Origin of the sequence: Yersinia sp. 22-579 (genome assembly GCF_030433455.1) — a bacterium.
Lineage (GTDB): Bacteria > Pseudomonadota > Gammaproteobacteria > Enterobacterales > Enterobacteriaceae > Yersinia > Yersinia enterocolitica.
This window is the reverse complement of the sequence record NZ_JAUJTZ010000008.1, coordinates 108,520-127,158: the sequence shown is the minus strand read 5'-3', so window position 1 is coordinate 127,158 and position 18,639 is coordinate 108,520. Positions and strand designations below refer to the sequence as shown.

Below are 18,639 nucleotides of genomic sequence, written 5' to 3'. Positions count from 1 at the left end.
ACCGTTAAAGTAGCTGCATTTTCCACAGTAAAACCTTTCATTTCAATTCAATTTTCTTTTATTTTTAATATACACTTTGAAAGGTTTATCTTTCAAAGTGTGATCTATATGCAATAAATAGATCTAAAAAATGATTATGGTAGTGCACATGGCGACAAACAAGATGCTGAAGTTCATTCTGATACCTCAGTGTTTTGCAACCGCTTTAGCAGGCGGAACACTAAATCTCTTTTGATAACAAAAGATTATAAAAACAGCCATAACCTCGATTACAGGAGAAAAAGAATGATTGAACTTATAACCCATGGAGCCGAGTGGTTTATCGGACTCTTCCAAAAAGGGGGAGAAGTTTTTGTTGGCATGGTCACCGGGATTTTACCTTTGTTAATTAGTTTGTTAGTCATCATGAATGCACTGATCAAGTTTGTCGGTCAGGACAGAATTGAGCGATTGGCACAACGTTGCGCGGGTAACCCCGTGTCGCGTTATCTGTTACTGCCAGTGATTGGTACCTTTGTATTCTGTAACCCAATGACATTAAGTCTTGGGCGTTTTATGCCAGAAAAATACAAGCCAAGTTATTACGCAGCCGCATCTTATAGCTGTCACTCAATGAATGGTTTGTTCCCACACATTAACCCGGGCGAGTTGTTCGTTTACCTCGGTATAGCCAGTGGCTTAACCACTCTGGGTCTGCCATTAGGCCCGCTGGCGGTTAGCTACTTCCTGGTCGGGATGGTTACCAACTTCTTCCGCGGCTGGATTACTGACCTGACGACATCCATTTTCGAACGCAAAATGGGCATCCGCCTGGATCGTAACGTACAACTTTAATATGTAATTCAAATACATACTGTGTGGAGCAGATCATGAGTGAATTTATCCGGATTGAAAAAGGCGAAGGCGGTTGGGGTGGCCCATTAGAGTTGCCAATCGTCCCCGGTAAAAAAATTGTTTATATCACCGCGGGTACCCGTCCAGCCATTATTGACCGCATTAGCGAACTGACGGGTTGGGAAGCGGTTGACGGATTCAAAGAAGGCGAACCGCCTGCTGAAGAGATCGCTGTCGCCATTATTGACTGTGGGGGCACCCTGCGTTGCGGCCTGTATCCGAAACGGCGTATACCAACCGTCAACATCCATTCCACCGGCCAATCAGGGCCGATGGCGAAATACATACTGGAAGATATCTATGTTTCCGGTGTGCGTGAAAAAAATATCCATAAAATCAGCAAAACTGATGGCGCAACTGCACAAACAGAACCCGCAGTAGAAGTTGCACCGCAAGCAGCAGCAAACACCGCCAAAGGTGGCCGTGATTACGACACAACGAAGAAAATCACTGAGCAAAGTGACGGTTTGTTGGCAAAAGTAGGCATGGGCATGGGCTCTGTGGTTGCGGTGTTCTTCCAGTCAGGCCGCGACACCATTGATACGGTACTGAAAACCATCCTGCCGTTTATGGCCTTCGTCTCGGCATTAATCGGCATCATCATGGCATCTGGTTTGGGTGACTTTATTGCCCACGGTTTGACACCACTGGCCAGCAGCCCGATTGGATTAGTGCTCTTGGCGCTGATCTGCTCCTTCCCGCTGTTGTCACCGTTCTTAGGCCCAGGGGCCGTTATTGCACAAGTTATCGGTGTATTGGTTGGGGTTCAAATTGGTTTGGGGAATATCCCACCACAATTAGCCCTGCCAGCTTTATTTGCGATTAATGCTCAAGCGGCATGTGACTTCATCCCGGTAGGCCTATCACTGGCTGAAGCGAAGCAAGATACCGTGCGTGTCGGGGTGCCATCAGTGTTGGTTGGCCGCTTCCTGACAGGTGCGCCGACCGTATTGATCGCCTGGGCAGCATCCGCCTTTATTTATCAGTAAGACATTATCAATAAGACAGAAGCACTAGATTTTCTGTAATACATTCAACGGTTAAGGATGTACGTATGAATACTATTTACCAGACAACCATTATCAATATCGGAGACAGCGCCCGGGAGGCGCTGTTGGATGACATGCTCATCACCTTCCGCGAAGGGGCACCGAAAGATATTGAAGAGTTCTGTTTTATCCACCAGCACAGCGATACCGATGGGGAATTACAGGCAGGCAACATTATGGAATTGGCCGAGACGCGCTATGTCATCACCGCCGTGGGTGAAGTGGCGACGCAAAATCTGCGTGAGCTAGGCCATATCACCATCCGTTTTAACGGTGATGAGCAGCCTGAATTTCCTGGCTCCATTCATGTCATTGGCCCGACACCGACCGATGTTCCGGTCGGCAGTGCATTGAAATTTATTCGTTAATTTATTTTTGGAGGTGTGTATGACACAAGTAGCAGTAGTGATTGGTGGTGGGCAAACTCTGGGTGCATTTTTGTGCCATGGTCTGGCCGAAGCAGGTTATAAAGTGGCTGTTGCTGACTTGAATTCCGGCAACGCACAGTTAGTTGCTGATCAGATTAATGCCGAATATGGTGCAGACAGCGCACAAGGTTTCCAGGTTGATGCCACCAATGAAAGCAGCGTACAAATGCTGGCAAAAGCAGTCGATCAGCGTTTCCATCAAACCAATTTACTGGTTTACAGCGCGGGCATTGCCAAGGCAGCACCTATCACTGATTTCCCTCTGGATGATTTTGACCGCTCACTGCAAGTGAACCTGGTCGGTTACTTCTTATGTGCTCGTGAGTTCTCCCGACTAATGATTCGTGATGGAATTGCCGGTCGTATCATCCAAATCAATTCCAAATCAGGTAAAGTGGGCAGCAAGCACAACTCCGGTTACAGTGCAGCTAAATTTGGTGGTGTGGGTTTGACACAATCGCTGGCACTGGATTTAGCTGATTACGGCATCACCGTCCATTCGCTGATGTTAGGAAATCTGTTGAAATCGCCGATGTTCCAGTCACTTTTACCACAGTACGCCGCAAAATTGGGCATCAAACCGGAAGAAGTTGAAAAATATTATACCGATAAAGTGCCACTAAAACGTGGTTGCGATTATCAAGATGTACTCAATACCCTGTTGTTCTACGCCAGTGATAAAGCCGCCTATTGTACTGGCCAATCAATTAATATCACCGGCGGGCAAGTGATGTTTTAAAGTTGTTGGTATCAAGCCCAAATCACTGACTCGCACCAGTGATTTGGGTGCCAACTTGCCAAAGGCAGCTAACACTGCTGCAGTGCCAAGACAAAAAGGTAAATCATGTCTCCTACATCCGCACTAATTAGCATTGTCATCATCGCCTGGGTACTGCAAATCTTACTTGGATGGTGGCAAATCAATCGGTTTAACCGTGCTTTTGATCGGCTTTGCCAGCACGGTAAATCGGTCGGTGTTGGACGTTCTGGCGGGCGTTTTAAACCCAGAGTAGTGATGGCGCTGGCTTTTGATGAAAACATGCGTGTCAGTGACAGCATGATCATGCGAGGAATCAGTGTTTTTGCCCGCCCACGTACATTAGCGCACCTTCATGGGTTACATCAGCAGGATTTAATCCCGGATGTGATCTTCCCTACGGATACAGCATGTCAAACTGCACTATCATTAGCGATTAAACCGAAATCATGATATTTTCACAATGAAAGTTATTCTTTTTCATGTGAAAGTTATGCCTGAAAAAGAGGCAATGGAAATACTTGAGCAGGAATCGTTATGAAACCAAAGCAGCGACAAGTCGCTATCCTGGAATATCTCCAGCAGCACGGTAAAACGGCTGTTGATCAACTCGCCGCCCATTTTTCGACCACCGGCACCACAATCCGCAAAGATTTAACCAGTCTTGAAAATGAAGGCGCGGTTATTCGCACCTACGGTGGGGTGGTGTTAAATCGCGACGATGTTGAGCAACCCATCGACCGTAAAACACATATTAATACCGAGAAGAAAAAGCAAATCGCCAAAGCGGCCAGTAAACTGATTAATGACGGTGATAGTCTGGTTTTTGATGCAGGCAGTACTGTGCTGCAAATGGTGCCGCATCTGGCCAAATTCAATAATATTACGGTGATGACCAACAGCTTGCATATCGTCAATGAATTGGTCGAGCTGGATAACAATCAGACTATCTTGATGCCGGGCGGCACATACCGTAAAGGTTCAGCCTCTTTTCATGGCAGTCTGGCAGAATCGGCCTTTGATAAGTTTAGTTTCGATAAACTGTTTATCGGTGCAGATGGTGTTGATCTTAATGCTGGTGTCACCACGTTTAACGAAGTTTATCATGTCAGTACTGCTATGTGTCATGCCGCCAGTCGCATCATTCTGCTGGTCGACTCTTCCAAATTTGGCCGTAAAAGCCCCAATGTGGTTTGTGCTCTGAGTGCCGTTGATATCCTGATTACCGATAAAGGTATTAGCGCTGAGTATTTGCAGGAACTACAGAAAATGGGCATTAACATCATTCTGGTTGATAAAGATGACTAATCCACTGCTTACCTATGCCCGTGAAACACTGGAAATTGAGCTAACAGAAGCCCAGCGTTTGTTATCACGTTTGGATAATAATTTTGTCCACGCGTGCGAAATATTATTGGCCTGTACCGGTAAGGCGGTGGTTTCTGGCATTGGCAAATCCGGCCATATCGGTAAAAAAATTGCTGCCTCACTGGCCAGTACCGGTACCCCATCCTTTTTCGTTCACCCCGCCGAAGCATTACACGGTGATTTGGGGATGATTGGGCCGCAAGATGTATTGATTTTTATCTCTTATTCGGGTCGCGCTAAAGAGCTGGATTTGATCCTGCCGTTGCTGGCAGACAGCCACATTCCGGTGATTGCGATCACCGGCGGTTTAGAGTCGCCACTGGCGCAGGGTGCGGCCTGTGTACTGGATATCAGTGTTGAGCATGAAGCTTGCCCGATGGGGCTGGCCCCCACCTCCAGCGCGGTAAATACCCTGATGATGGGTGATGCACTGGCGATGGCTCTCATGCGCCATCGCGGTTTCAATGCAGAAGACTTTGCGCGCTCGCACCCTGGTGGCAGTTTGGGCGCGCGCTTGCTCAACCGAGTTCACCATCTAATGAGGACCGGTGACCGCTTACCAGTGGTAAATGAATCCGACAGCGTGATGGAAGCTATGTTGGAACTGAGCCGTACCGGATTAGGGCTGGTGGCTGTATGTGGTCCTAACCAAAAAGTCGTGGGTGTTTTCACTGATGGTGATTTGCGCCGCTGGTTGGTCAAAGGAGGCACGCTACAGCAGCAGCTCGGAGGCGCGATTACCCGCCCAGGTTTCCGATTGCCAGAACAATGGCGTGCCGGTGAAGCATTAGAAGCACTGCATCAGCATCATATCAGTGCGGCACCGGTAGTTGACCTGGATGGCAAACTGGTTGGTGCTATCAACTTGCACGATCTACATCAGGCCGGCGTTGGCTGATATCCCCGTCATCTTTCAAGTTGCAGGTGTGTTGGCTGCTCTCATTTGCCGCCTTCCTGCAACTTGAAAACAATCAACCTTCAGTGCCAGTTAGGGTCTTGCTCTAACTGCTTTTTCAACATAGCTTGAATACTCTCGCTCGGGCGTCCCAACCATTGATAAGTGGCGAACTGACTCGGGGCATGTAGCGCCTCTGGCTTGTCGTCAACCGAAACACGCATCCCCCATGCCTGCCAGACTTGTTTTTCATCCCGGCTAAAGGCAACCCACATAAAATTATTACTACAATCATGGGGTTTACAAATCCGCCCCACTTTATACTGCTGCCCTTCCCAATTTATCACCTCATACGGCGCAGATGTCCCGACTCCCTTACGCGCCCACGCAGGTAAGTTTTTTTGGCTTTTCACCATTTTTTGCCAGCTATTTTTATACACTGGCTGTTGCAGTAAATCTGCTGTGGTAGGCAGGGGTTTAGCTGGTGTGGGCTGAACAGGCGCTGAACTTGCAGGTGTTGAACTTGCAGACACTAAAGCAACATTTGTCGCAGGTTGCGCGAAAGCCCAGGAACTGGCACTGAGTATCGTCGCAGTAACAAGACAATGGAGGGTTTTATGGCCTTTCATTATCGAAAATCCTTATTATCTGATGAATATATACTCTAAATAGCTTGAAGTATGACGGGTATACTCGCCGAATATTGAACTAGCCTCTATACAACAAATTTGCAGACGTGCATGAGTTTGCCTGTCTATGACCCCCAACTGTAGAAAAAGTTGATCCATAGCACGAATTTTCATCTTAATTCTCGTTATAGCGCAATCTGTATGACAGCTTGAGGTAAGCTATAAACCAGATGATGAGTTAATCGTTACCCCGAAAAAGGCCATGTCATGTTGACCCTTGAATTACCCGAAGCCCCCGAAAAACTGTATTACTCCGCCGGGGATGCCCATCCGCTAGACAAGCTCGAGAGCGATAAAATCGTTCAAATGGTCATCGATCTGGATGTTGCCAATTCTGATAGTGAGCATTACGTCACCGGTTGGATGGGACTAAATAGCGTGGTGGTGATACGTAATTATCAAAACAAGCGCGGTACTGCCAACGGCTTTGTATTGAACAAAGGGGATCGCTATCGGCTGAGTATTCAGTCAATTGAGTTTCGCATCCCTAAAATGGTGTTATGGATGAGTTTTCGTCGCAAGCCGCGCACTATGGAACTGATAACTTACGAAACTTTGGGCGATCAACCCAGTGGCATGCAGCAATATCGTAATATCCTCGAAGAGGAATTACGTCAGCAACTTGATGACGATTGGCGCGAGCTGAATGATTATCTGGGCGCGGCCTGCTGGCAAATCGAAAATGATGTGCCGTTGTGGCAGCAAGCACATCGAGAAATAACCTTGGATGCCATTAACCAACTCGCTGCGGCCCCTATTTTTCGCACCAAACATTTGCAAGCTGATGGCAATTATACCGGTTTCTGGGCAGGCGATTACTTTTTTGCCGTCAGGCAACCTACGGTCGATAACCCCTTACCCGCGATACAAATTTCCTGGCGAGAAAATGAAAAAGAGATTGGCAGCTATCTGTTCGATCTCATAAAAGATGAGGCCGGCGAGCCAAAGTTGCTGCTGTGCATTCGCCCACGTAAAGGGACTGAAAGTTACCTACTTAATCGTTTTGACGCACATCATTTGCAGCGGGCCATCGCGATGTTTGCCATGACACAGCGCTATTTACTGGCATAAAAAACAAATTCTAGTGTGTGAGCACAGTTAACACCCCTGCGGCTTCAAGACGATGGATGCCCAAAGCCATTGGAGTCGCAGGTAGGCAATAAGTGAACATATCCCGATGAGCTTACTCAAGTAAGTGATTCGGGTGTGTGAGCGCAGTTAACACCCCTGTGGCTTCAAGGGCGAAGGGCATTACCACCAGCGGTGGAAATGATGGACCGGCCCGATCCCCTGCCCCACTTCAAGGGTATCGGCTTGTTCCAGCGCCCCTTGCAGATAGTCTTTAGCTGCACTGACGGTATCTGGCCAATTGGCATATCGTGGCCGTAATGCCGCCAGTGCTGCCGACAAGGTGCAACCTGTGCCGTGGGTATGTCGGGTATTAACCCGGCGCGTCACAAAACGCTGTTCAGCCTGAGCGGTAAACAACCAATCCGGGCTTTCTTCGCCGCTCAAATGCCCGCCTTTCATCAATACCCCCTGACAGCCTAAAGCCAACAGTGCTCGCCCCTGCTGGCGCATTTCTTGCTCATTGTGGGCGGGCTGGCAATCCAGCAGTGCCGCGGCTTCCGGCAAATTAGGTGTAATCAAATCAACCTGCGGGAGCAGTAAACGACGCACTGCATCTACTGCCTGCGGTGCCAGCAATGGATCACCACTTTTGGCGACCATCACGGTATCTAATACCACAAATGGGATGGGATAACGGCGCAATTGCGTGGCGACAATATCGACAATTTCCGCATTTGCCAACATGCCGATTTTGGCGCTATCGATACGCACATCACTGAGGACAGAATCTAATTGGGTGGCAACAAAAGCCGGTTCGATAGGATAGACCGACTGCACACCACGGGTGTTTTGCGCCACTAAAGCGGTGATAACACTGGTGCCGTAGGCCTGTAATGCAGAAAAGGTTTTCAGATCAGCCTGGATACCGGCACCGCCGCTAGGGTCAGTTCCGGCAATAGTTAACGCATTGATACGCTTCATTAATACACTTCCCTACGCTGGCATAATCCAGATCAGGTAATACGGGTAATATCTCAGCCATACCACGATTTGTGGCAGGCACCCCGAGTCAGAATTGTTATTATCACGGGCAGATGATAGAAGATCAATAATGTATTAACCAAACCTATGGTCAACCCCGCAGTCTTGGAGATATAACCGAAGCATGAGCATCCAGATTCGTCAGTATCAAGAGAGTGACCGACCATTTCTGCGCACGTTGTATTTGGCATCACGTCAGGCCGCGTTTAGCTGGTTGGATGGGGAACGTTTTCATCTGGAGGATTTTGACCGTTCCACTCTGGGGGAAACCATTTTGGTAGCGATTGATGGCGATGACCACCTTGGTTTTGCCTCCATATATACGGAGGAGAGTTTCCTGCATAACCTGTTTGTTGATCCTAAAGCACAGCATCTTGGGGTGGGTAAGGCCTTATTACTGGCAGCACAACAGCTATTTACTTCTCATGGCTCATTAAAGTGCCTGGCAAAAAACCAGCAAGCTCTAGCGTTTTATCGCAAACAAAACTGGGTAGCAATTGCCTCCGGTAAGAGTAACGATGGCGACTATATATTAATGCATTGGCATAATGAAAAGATTAAATAAGGATAATATTGATAATATTGATTAAAAAACAAAATAAGGTGAAAACCTGATTCATCCCTATTATCTTTATTCAAGTTAAATATAAATGCTATATTGAAAACTGAATTAATGAGAAAGGATATGAAAGTGATGAAAATAGCCCAAAACACATTACCAGCAATTCAACCGATACACCAATCAACTTGGTTGAACTCACCAGAGGCATTATTAGAAAATAGATTAGTTAATGAATTGAAATTTCATTACAATCATGGTGATATAAATAAAAGAAACGAGATAGAAAGTATAGTAATACAAAAAATTATGAATACATGCTGTTCTTTAGCGAGTCAATCAGATGATTCAATCTCTTTTTCTGCAGAACTTGTGCGGCAATATTCACCTGAGATAATTAACAATAGAAATAAAGAACTAGCAATAGAAATCAGAGATGCGCGCCACTTTGATTTATCATTGCTTAGCCAAGAAACCGATTATTCCGCTAAAAAAAATAATGATATTAAAATACTCAGAGATTTCATCACTAAAATCTCACCAGAAAAAAATATAGAAATAGAACTCGCTGATAAAGAAATAACACCAAAAAATCCTACCAAGAAAATAGAAAATACAGTTCCAAGCAATAATTTTAAAATAACTGAGAAAAAAACAATACTAGAAAACCCTACCAAGGACATAGAAAATACAGTTTCAAGTAAAAAAATTGCGATAGATGACACATCCAATTTCGGCAATGACGTAAAAATAGAACAATCTGAACCAGACTATAAAAAAGAGAGTTTAATATCTAAATTACTATCAAACATCTTAGCTCCGTTATATACGTTATTTTCCCCTCACAGATAAATCAGAAATGAGCACAAGGGAACCGGGTTTCCTTGTGCTCATTTTCTATTCCCCGCGCAGCGCCTTTACATCCTCAGCTTTGATATTCAAAGTGGGTTGGCCAAACTGTTGCAACAGATAATTACTCAAACTAACCACCTGTTCATCCGTTAATGTATTGGCAAAACCGGGCATAAAGACCTCGCCATCATTAGTTTTGCGCGCCACACCGTGAAGAATCACATTGATCAGGTTATTTTGCGTGGATGCTCCGACCACCGAGTTCTTCATCAATGATGGATAATAACCGTCTTTCACCCCCTCACCGGTAAAACTGTGGCAACTGGCGCAATTCCCCAGATACAAACGCGCACCATCGGTGTTGTTATCTGCGGTGAAAGGCATACCGCGTAAGGTATTAACACTGGTTGCCGACAGCCCCCAATCCGAGCGACTCTTGGTCTCATCATCGGGATTCAATGGTTTCAGCGTGCGCAAATATACCGCCATCGCATTCAGATCACTGTCAGTTAGGTGGCGCGTACTGTTTTCAATGACTTCCGCCATCGGCCCGGCAGCTTGCGCTTTACCATCAACATGGCCGCTACGCAGATATTGCACCACCTGCTCCTGGCTCCAGCCACCTATTCCAGCATGTGGGTCTGAGGTAATATTGAATGCTGTCCAGCCATCAATATCGGCACCAGAATAGGCTTTGCTGTCTTTCATCCCCATAGTGATATTACGCGGGGTATGACATTCACCGCAGTGCCCGAGCGCTTCAACAAAATAAGCCCCCTGATTCCATTGTGCATCCTTACTGGTATCGGGCTGGAAGCGCTGCCCCTCAAAATTCACCAGATTCCAGAACCACAACCCCCAGCGCTGATTGAATGGGAACGGCATGTCATTCTCACGATTCGGCTGATGCACCGCTGGCAAGCTGAACAAATAAGCTTTAATCGCTTTAACATCATCATCCGTCAGCAAGGTATACGAGGTGTAAGGGAATGCAGGGTAGAGATTTTCGCCGTTTTTACCTTTACCTTCATGTAATGCGCGCAAAAACTCCTCATCCGTCCAACTGCCAATTCCGGTTTCTTTATCGGGGGTGATATTCGGCGAATATAAGGTGCCCATCGGGGTTTTAAAGGCTAATCCACCGGCAAAGGGTTTACCCTCTTTGGTAGTATGGCAAGCCACGCAGTCCGCGGCTTTAGTCAGATATTCACCACGCGCAATTAAATTAGCATCTGCACTGGCATATCCGGCCACAGCTAATCCGAATGCGATAAACAGGAATTTCATTGAGCGACCCAAGGTTTGCTTTTTCATATTACACCTCGGCCTTAAGTGTTTCAGCGATACGCAGAGAGAGCGCGGCAATCGTCAAAGTACAGTTAACCGAACCGACAGTTGGCATCACGCTGCTGCTGGCAATAAACAAATTTTTGTGGTCATGGGTGCGGCAATCACTGTCCACCACTGAATCTTTCGGGTCATTACCCATAATAGTGGTGCCCGTAATATGGTTATTATTGGCGAAGTTATTGTGGAACTGCACTTCTGTGCCGCCCATCAATCTGGCTGCCTCGGCATAGACTTCCTGAGTGTGCACCGCACTTTTGCGCACATAATCATCCATCGCATAGTAAAACTCTGGCTTCGGAATTCCGATGGCATCTTTCTCGGTCGGGCTGGGAATAATACGATTTTCTACATGCGGTAGGATTTCGTGGAAACTATCGAACTGCACAAAGCGCGCCGCCCGATCGCGGATTTTCGCATCCAACTGAGGCCCAAGCTGCAATTCCCCCTGCTTGAGTAACTCAATTGTGACCTGATCAGTGCGGGACAAGTTGGATAAATGAATCTTTTTCGCCGCATATTCGGATCGAAATGCACCATCCCGGAAGCCAATCAAAGAGGTCATTTCCTGCGGGCCGCGCCCCGGCCACAACGGTTCATTAGCCATAAAGGTCACGCCTGTGCCTGGGTGATCCATCAGATTGCGCCCAACCATATCGGAGCTATTTCCAACACCAAGCGGATTTTTATCACTGGTAGACATCAGCATCAGTTTTGGCGTTTCAATACCATTGGCCGCCAGCACAAAATACTTACCCTCAGCTCGATGCTCATTACCCTGCGCATCCTTAAATAAGGCAGCGGTGATCTGCTGCTGGTCATTGACTTCCAGTTTATAAACCACGGCTTGTGGGCGGATAACAGCACCTGCAAGCTCGGCTTTTTCAACATGGGTAATGGCGTTATACATCGCCCCTATCGGGCAAATTGGCATGCAGTTATTGTTGCCACAGCAGGTGGGACGGCCATCATAAGGGCGACTGTTGCGCGCCACCGGCTCGGTCACAACATCAAATTTGCTACCATTAAAAGTGTGACTGTTGAGCACGGTTTTAATGCGTTGTTCATTCCACGACAGTGGCAGCGGTGCCATTGGATAAGGTGCGCTGCGCGGTGAGCCAAGATCTTCATCACTCGGCCCCCAAACACCTAACTCCTGCTCTGCGCGTAAATACCATTTTTCCAGCGCCGCGTAATCAATTGGCCAGTCGCGTCCAACGCCATAGATTGTTTTTAGCTTGAAATCATTCGGCAGGAAACGCCAGGCTGATGCTGCCCAGTGCCAGGTGGTACCCCCTACCGCACGAATATATTGGACATCGTATGGGTGTTCGCCCTTTTGAATCAGATAGTTATTATTAGGGTTAGATTCTGGATGAGGGGCATAAGAAGTTGAGGGGTAAGGTGCCATATTGTCTGATTTGTCGGGCTGATTGCGGAAGTTTTCCACAATCTCCCAGCGCGAAAGTCGTGGGCCAGCTTCTAGTACCAATACTGATTTGCCAGCCATCGCCAGTTGATGCGCAACCAAGCCGCCAGCAACGCCTGAACCAATAACGACGATATCCGCCTTGAGTGTGTCAGCCATAAATGTATTCTCCAAAATTATAAGGCGACATCAGGCTTTGCAGCCCAGTATCCGGGTTTATTCGGGCAATAAGAGCGAATAACCAACACATCGGATACCGCATCGAACATCAACGCATTTTCATAACTGATAACTGCCGCATCAGTTCCTTCACCAATGACACCCACATACCAACCTTGCAAGATCTGCCGGGCAATCTGCTGCTGTAATGGCAGCCATTGATGAGGCTCACCAGCGGGCAGAGGTTGTAATAAGGCGAGTTTTTGGTCAAAACCACCGATTTTACCGAGCAATACTTGATAGATTCGCTGACCAACCTGCGCATTAAGCTGGCGTTTACCCGTCAGTGCGCGGGAAACCAACATGAATCTTTCAAAGTTCTGCGGCGAAGTTTGAGTTGATGCTGCGAAAGCATCCAAAGAGAGGGGATTCATCAGGCTGCTGACCAGCCCGACACCGACATAACCTAGCAGGCGACGACGTGAAATACCGCGCAGCTGAGGTATCGCAGAGCGAGTTACCGACATGTTTTTTCTCCACAAAAGAGCACGCGCGCAGTATTCATCTGTTGAATAAATAGGCATGCTAGCGGCATGGCGTTAACAGATGCGGGTTACTGCGAGCTAAACTGCCGTATGAAACACCCTGCGGCAGTGGCAATCTTGACTAGTAATGAATGGACTTCCCGCCTGATGGCGATGTGAGTTATAAGATAAATATGTTAAACATTTAGTTTAGTTGTAAAGATTCGTCAAGATTATACATCCCTCAATGAGAGGGTAAAGTTAAATGTGATGTACGTCACATTTTGTAACTATGGTGGCTAGTTATTCTCCCATTCGATTAATACATCAACTCGATTTAGGACATAAGCGGCTTGATGCCAAATTTTGGTGTATTCACTTGAGCCATAAGTCTGCAAAAACTCAACCAATAGTGTTTTTGTTTGTTCCAATGCCGGTTTATCGGCTGGCTGATTTCTCTTCTGTTCAAAAAGCGTCTCCAGCGCTTCAACCTTTTGCAGGAAAGCCGCCAATTCATCAGTCCATTCATTTATATGCAATCTATGCGCTATTTGTGATAACAACCAAGGGATATAGTCACGGCTGAGGTCAGTATTTAGTACCTGATAATCAGTTGAAGACCAACGGGTGTTTGTCCCTCCACACGGGGTATTATTTTTATCTTGAGCTGCACTTAACTCGCAAATGCCTTTTTCCATCTCAAGAATATGGGCTAAAGCCAGGTTATTAATGAATATTGCATCCTGTGGTTTTCGATCACTAAAATTAATCGCCTGGCCAATATGCTCACCCACTTTCGGACCAATAACGCCGCCTCTGAAATTTATCTTCTGTGGGTTTTCATTAATATAAAAGTGTAGTACTTTATTTTCATGTCCATTAACTAAAAAATTATATTGATCATCTGCTATAAAATTCCACCTATGTGTATATTTATTATAAGCAATACCATTATCACAGCGATATTCAATTGCGTTATCACTATAGCTACTACGGTTATAAGTGAAATTGAGTGGTAAGTCATGCCCCTGCGCTACTGGGTTATTAATTAATGAAAGGCATGATGCTTCTTTTAATTTCTGTTCATCACTGTATTTATTATAAGAAATTAAAGATTTGGTCTCTGCATTGTAGTAAACATGCATACCTATTTTATCTCCGCCAAAATAGATATTAATATCATCGGTTTTATCTAAATGATTAACTATAACATCTCTATGTCCGGACTCATTTAATGCTTCAAATGTCTCTTTATATTGAAGGAAAGGTCTTACCGCAGATAACTTCATATTCTCAATATAGGGTTCATCAAACCATATTGTATTTTCGTTAATTTCAACCTCAGAATGATAACTTTGATTTCCTCGGCCAAACAGATGATTCATCGCATTGGGCCGTGGGTGCAAACTCACATAAAAACCCTGTTCATCTAATGACAGGGCCGTGCCCGTGCCTTTATTAACCAACACTGTCTGATCTTTTATTTTTTGAGGGAACCAAACCTGCCCTTTATTTCCTATATCGCAATAGCTAAATGTCACATCAGCAGCTAAATTGCCCTTCCTACGATCGGCCGGAAACAAACAATAGAGATTACGATCAAACCCTTGCCCGGAAAAAGCGGTCATGACCTGCCCAGCATGGCTATAAAAGACAGAGGAACTTTGACTGTCGATATCTATAGGTTGATCCTTTCTGCTTAAAAGAATACTGTGCCCACGGCTCAAATAATAATTGTAGCTGAGATACCTTTCTGGAAATAGATGAGAATGATAGGTAAAAATAATTCGCTTATTACTGGAGTACAATTTTTTAGGTAAAACACGATAAGAACTGATATCAGATATCAGGCCGTACTTTTCCAATTCAGCAGAATTGGTGCTTTTATAAAGCGATGCCGATTTCCCCGTAAATGAAAAATCACTAAAGACATCAACCTGGAGATTTAATGGTATTTTAATAGAGGCTATATTATTGTTCCACTGACTAAATAACCATTCATCTTCAGTATAATATGGCACACAAAACTTCTTTGCCCCCCCTTTTTCTATATAACCATCATTAGAGTAAAAACAAACATTATCCTCATCAAAATGATTAGACATTGAACTGTATGAAATAAAAATTAATGCATAAAATACCTTATTAATCTGATTGTTGATATTCATGCTTCACCTTTTAAAATAAGTAAGCAGAAACATGCTATTTTTTTGCATGACCCGATGTGCAATAATTAACTTTTTTATACTCACACACACATAAACAACTTAAAAGAACAATCTGTGAAAAATTAATTCATTTTTTATTTATATTTAAAGATAAAAACATAATTACTGTTTTTCTTATGACCAACATAAAAAAGCCTCCGAAATATCGGAGGCTTCATTTAGATTAGAAACAATACCTTATTAGAGAGGCTTATTCCCACTCAATTGTGGCAGGTGGTTTACCGCTGATATCGTAAACTACGCGGGAAATACCATTGACTTCATTAATGATGCGGTTTGAAACACGCCCCAGGAAGTCATATGGCAAATGCGCCCAATGTGCTGTCATGAAATCAATAGTTTCAACCGCACGCAGAGAGACAACCCAGTCATATTTACGACCATCGCCCATCACGCCGACGGAACGAACTGGCAGGAACACGGTAAAGGCCTGGCTGACTTTATTGTACAGATCTGCTTTATGCAGCTCTTCGATAAAGATAGCATCCGCGCGGCGCAGTAAATCACAATATTCCTTTTTCACTTCGCCGAGAACGCGCACACCCAAACCTGGGCCTGGGAATGGGTGACGATATAGCATGTCGTATGGCAGGCCCAGTTCGAGGCCGATTTTACGCACTTCATCTTTAAACAGCTCTTTCAGCGGTTCAACTAAACCCAGTTTCATCTCTTTAGGCAAGCCGCCCACATTGTGATGCGATTTAATCACATGCGCTTTGCCGGTGGCAGATGCAGCGGATTCAATCACGTCTGGGTAGATAGTGCCCTGTGCCAGCCATTTAACTTGTTCTTGCTTACAGGCTTCTTCGTCGAATAACTCAACAAACACGCGACCAATGATTTTACGTTTGGCTTCTGGTTCATCAACACCAGCCAGTGCCGTCAGGAAACGATCTTCTGCTGCCACATGAACAATGTTCAGGCCGAATTTATCGCCGAACATTTCCAACACCTGATCCGCTTCATTCAAACGCAGCAGGCCGTTATCAACAAACACACAAGTCAGGCGTTTACCAATGGCACGATGCAGCAGCATTGCGGTCACGGATGAGTCAACACCACCGGACAGACCAAGAATGACGTGGTCTTCACCGATTTGCTCACGCAAACGCACAATAGCATCTTCAATAATGGTGGCCGGAGTCCACAGTGCTTCACAAGCACAGATATCCAGAACAAAGCGCTCCAGCAGGCGTTGACCTTGCTTGGTGTGCGTCACTTCAGGGTGGAACTGCACGCCATAAAAACGTTTTTCTTCGTTAGCCATAATAGCAAACGGGCAGGTATCAGTGCTGGCAACGGTGACAAAGTCAGACGGGATCGCGGTAACTTTGTCGCCATGACTCATCCAAACATCTAACACCGCTTCACCGGCTGGATTGATGGCATCTTTGATATCACGGATAAGTGCGCTATCAGTTTTAATTTCAACCTGCGCATAACCGAATTCACGTTGGTTTGAACCTTCTACTTTACCGCCCAGCTGCATTGCCATGGTTTGCATGCCATAGCACACACCCAGCACAGGGACCCCAGCAGTGAACACATAATCAGGCGCACGTGGGCTATCATGTTCAGTGGTGCTTTCAGGGCCGCCGGAGAGAATGATGCCGCTTGGGTTAAATTCGCGGATCTGGTCTTCGGTCACGTCCCACGCCCAAAGTTCACAATAGACACCAATTTCACGAACACGGCGCGCCACCAGTTGGGTGTATTGCGAGCCGAAATCGAGGATAAGAATGCGATGTTTATGGATATTTTTTGTCATGTGCGGCAAATTCCAAATATTAAAATAAAAAATAGTCATCTGATGGCTAGCACCAGATGACTAATTAACTTGTTATTAGCCCATGCGGTAGTTTGGTGACTCTTTGGTAATCGTCACATCATGAACATGGCTTTCTTGAATGCCTGCACCGCTGATACGGACAAATTCAGCTTTGGTACGCAATTCATTGATAGTGCCGCAGCCGGTCAGCCCCATACATGAACGCAGGCCACCCATTTGTTGATGCACAATCTCTTTCAGCAGACCTTTGTATGCCACACGCCCTTCGATACCTTCTGGTACCAATTTATCGGCAGCATTATCGGTTTGGAAGTAGCGATCTGAAGAGCCTTTGGACATCGCACCCAGTGATCCCATACCGCGGTAAGATTTGAATGAACGGCCTTGATACAGTTCGATTTCGCCCGGGGACTCTTCAGTCCCTGCCAGCATAGAACCGACCATGACACATGAAGCACCGGCTGCAATGGCTTTAGCAATATCGCCAGAGAAACGAATACCACCATCGGCAATAACCGGAATACCAGTACCTTCCAGCGCTTCGACCGCATCAGCAATCGCCGTAATCTGTGGCACACCGACACCGGTCACAATACGTGTAGTACAGATTGAACCTGGGCCGATACCGACTTTAACTGCGCTCACACCGGCATCAGCCAGGGCTTTAGCCCCAGCACCTGTTGCGACGTTACCGCCAACGATTTGCAGGTTAGGATATTTAGCGCGCGTTTCGCGAATGCGCTGTAAAACGCCTTCGGAATGACCATGAGATGAGTCGATAAGTAAAACATCAACACCAGCAGCGACCAGAGCATCGATACGCTCTTCATTACCCGCACCGGCACCGACAGCAGCACCAACGCGCAGGCGGCCATGCTCGTCTTTACAGGCGTTTGGCTTGCGCTCTGCTTTTTGGAAATCTTTCACGGTAATCATGCCGCGCAGATGGAAGCTATCGTCAACGACTAAAGCTTTCTCGACACGTTTTTCATGCATTTTTTGCAGCACAACTTCGCGGGCTTCGCCTTCTTTGACCGTCACCAAGCGCTCTTTCGGTGTCATCACCGCAGTCACAGGTTGGTCCAGATCAGTGACAAAGCGAACATCACGGCCGGTAATGATCCCAACCAGCTCGTAATCTTCGGTCACTACCGGATAACCGGCGAAACCGTTACGGGCGGTCAGTTCTTTAACCTGACGGAGAGTAGTGGTAGGGGTAACAGTCTGTGGCTCAGTTACAACGCCACTTTCGTGTTTTTTCACGCGGCTGACTTCTTCAGCCTGGCGCTCAATGGACATATTTTTGTGGATGAAACCTAAACCGCCCTCTTGTGCCAGCGCAATGGCCAGACGAGCTTCGGTTACGGTATCCATTGCTGCGGACAGCATAGGAATATTCAGGCGGATAGTTGCAGTCAGTTGAGTACCAAGTTCTGCCGTATTAGGCAAGACTGTGGAGTGGGCTGGAACCAGGAGAACGTCGTCAAATGTTAGAGCTTCTTTCGCGATACGTAGCATGGGCAATATCTCACCAAGGTGAATGTAAAAAGATAAAATATT

General features: G+C 46.2%; 18 protein-coding genes and 1 riboswitch. Of the genes, 10 read left to right on the top strand and 8 right to left on the bottom strand.

Going from position 1 to position 18,639, the window contains the following annotated elements:
• Window positions 1–285: 285 nt before the first annotated feature.
• The 7 genes from QSV56_RS11705 to gutQ all read left to right on the top strand — a co-directional run bounded on the left by QSV56_RS11705 (window position 286) and on the right by gutQ (window position 5,394).
• The gene (locus QSV56_RS11705) at window positions 286–834 is read left to right on the top strand and encodes a PTS glucitol/sorbitol transporter subunit IIC (RefSeq protein WP_004391259.1); all 549 of its coding nucleotides are present in this window, start codon (window positions 286–288) and stop codon (window positions 832–834) included.
• Window positions 835–869: 35 nt separating this feature from the next.
• On the top strand, window positions 870–1,883 hold the full coding sequence (locus tag QSV56_RS11700) for a PTS glucitol/sorbitol transporter subunit IIB (protein ID WP_019081800.1): 1,014 nt from the start codon (window positions 870–872) through the stop codon (window positions 1,881–1,883).
• A 65-nt stretch (window positions 1,884–1,948) separates the two neighbouring features.
• Entirely contained in the window at window positions 1,949–2,311 is a 363-nt protein-coding gene (gene srlB, locus QSV56_RS11695; RefSeq protein ID WP_019081801.1) for a PTS glucitol/sorbitol transporter subunit IIA, read from the top strand.
• Between the two features lie 19 nt (window positions 2,312–2,330).
• Window positions 2,331–3,110, top strand: a complete 780-nt coding sequence (srlD, locus tag QSV56_RS11690; protein ID WP_005162204.1) for a sorbitol-6-phosphate dehydrogenase — start codon at window positions 2,331–2,333, stop codon at window positions 3,108–3,110.
• Window positions 3,111–3,215: 105 nt separating this feature from the next.
• The gene (gene gutM / locus QSV56_RS11685) at window positions 3,216–3,581 is read left to right on the top strand and encodes a transcriptional regulator GutM (RefSeq protein ID WP_005172508.1); all 366 of its coding nucleotides are present in this window, start codon (window positions 3,216–3,218) and stop codon (window positions 3,579–3,581) included.
• 84 nt (window positions 3,582–3,665) lie between these two features.
• Complete coding sequence (locus tag QSV56_RS11680; protein WP_005162210.1) at window positions 3,666–4,436, top strand: DNA-binding transcriptional repressor; 771 nt, start codon at window positions 3,666–3,668, stop codon at window positions 4,434–4,436.
• The gene (gene gutQ / locus QSV56_RS11675) at window positions 4,429–5,394 is read left to right on the top strand and encodes an arabinose-5-phosphate isomerase GutQ (RefSeq protein WP_050157517.1); all 966 of its coding nucleotides are present in this window, start codon (window positions 4,429–4,431) and stop codon (window positions 5,392–5,394) included. Before QSV56_RS11680 ends, gutQ begins: the two co-directional genes overlap by 8 nt.
• A gap of 80 nt (window positions 5,395–5,474) precedes the next feature.
• Here gutQ and QSV56_RS11670 read toward each other — a convergent pair whose 3' ends face one another.
• Complete coding sequence (locus QSV56_RS11670; protein ID WP_301212449.1) at window positions 5,475–6,020, bottom strand: inhibitor of vertebrate lysozyme family protein; 546 nt, start codon at window positions 6,018–6,020, stop codon at window positions 5,475–5,477.
• A gap of 267 nt (window positions 6,021–6,287) precedes the next feature.
• Here QSV56_RS11670 and QSV56_RS11665 point away from each other — a divergent pair, with 267 nt between their 5' ends.
• The gene (locus tag QSV56_RS11665) at window positions 6,288–7,151 is read left to right on the top strand and encodes a hypothetical protein (protein ID WP_019081805.1); all 864 of its coding nucleotides are present in this window, start codon (window positions 6,288–6,290) and stop codon (window positions 7,149–7,151) included.
• Between the two features lie 180 nt (window positions 7,152–7,331).
• Here QSV56_RS11665 and thiD read toward each other — a convergent pair whose 3' ends face one another.
• Window positions 7,332–8,132, bottom strand: a complete 801-nt coding sequence (gene thiD, locus QSV56_RS11660) for a bifunctional hydroxymethylpyrimidine kinase/phosphomethylpyrimidine kinase (RefSeq protein ID WP_050129802.1) — start codon at window positions 8,130–8,132, stop codon at window positions 7,332–7,334.
• Window positions 8,125–8,228: riboswitch (TPP riboswitch) on the bottom strand. It overlaps the preceding gene by 8 nt.
• A gap of 88 nt (window positions 8,229–8,316) precedes the next feature.
• Between thiD and QSV56_RS11655 the strand changes: the two genes are divergently transcribed.
• On the top strand, window positions 8,317–8,757 hold the full coding sequence (locus QSV56_RS11655; RefSeq protein WP_076707166.1) for a GNAT family N-acetyltransferase: 441 nt from the start codon (window positions 8,317–8,319) through the stop codon (window positions 8,755–8,757).
• A gap of 120 nt (window positions 8,758–8,877) precedes the next feature.
• The gene (locus QSV56_RS11650) at window positions 8,878–9,603 is read left to right on the top strand and encodes a hypothetical protein (RefSeq protein ID WP_301212445.1); all 726 of its coding nucleotides are present in this window, start codon (window positions 8,878–8,880) and stop codon (window positions 9,601–9,603) included.
• 45 nt (window positions 9,604–9,648) lie between these two features.
• Here QSV56_RS11650 and QSV56_RS11645 read toward each other — a convergent pair whose 3' ends face one another.
• The 6 genes from QSV56_RS11645 to guaB all read right to left on the bottom strand — a co-directional run bounded on the left by QSV56_RS11645 (window position 9,649) and on the right by guaB (window position 18,597).
• Window positions 9,649–10,917 carry a cytochrome c gene (locus QSV56_RS11645; RefSeq protein ID WP_301212443.1) on the bottom strand — a complete coding sequence of 423 codons (1,269 nt, stop codon included), beginning with the start codon at window positions 10,915–10,917 and terminating at the stop codon, window positions 9,649–9,651.
• Window position 10,918: 1 nt separating this feature from the next.
• Window positions 10,919–12,538 (bottom strand): GMC family oxidoreductase, encoded by a 1,620-nt coding sequence (locus QSV56_RS11640; RefSeq protein WP_050076365.1) that lies wholly within the window; start codon window positions 12,536–12,538, stop codon window positions 10,919–10,921.
• Between the two features lie 17 nt (window positions 12,539–12,555).
• On the bottom strand, window positions 12,556–13,065 hold the full coding sequence (locus QSV56_RS11635) for a sugar dehydrogenase complex small subunit (protein ID WP_046050436.1): 510 nt from the start codon (window positions 13,063–13,065) through the stop codon (window positions 12,556–12,558).
• A gap of 296 nt (window positions 13,066–13,361) precedes the next feature.
• Complete coding sequence (locus QSV56_RS11630) at window positions 13,362–15,230, bottom strand: hypothetical protein (protein ID WP_301212439.1); 1,869 nt, start codon at window positions 15,228–15,230, stop codon at window positions 13,362–13,364.
• 250 nt (window positions 15,231–15,480) lie between these two features.
• Window positions 15,481–17,058 carry a glutamine-hydrolyzing GMP synthase gene (gene guaA / locus QSV56_RS11625; protein WP_046050434.1) on the bottom strand — a complete coding sequence of 526 codons (1,578 nt, stop codon included), beginning with the start codon at window positions 17,056–17,058 and terminating at the stop codon, window positions 15,481–15,483.
• A gap of 75 nt (window positions 17,059–17,133) precedes the next feature.
• Window positions 17,134–18,597, bottom strand: a complete 1,464-nt coding sequence (guaB, locus tag QSV56_RS11620; protein WP_005172545.1) for an IMP dehydrogenase — start codon at window positions 18,595–18,597, stop codon at window positions 17,134–17,136.
• Window positions 18,598–18,639: the final 42 nt, after the last annotated feature.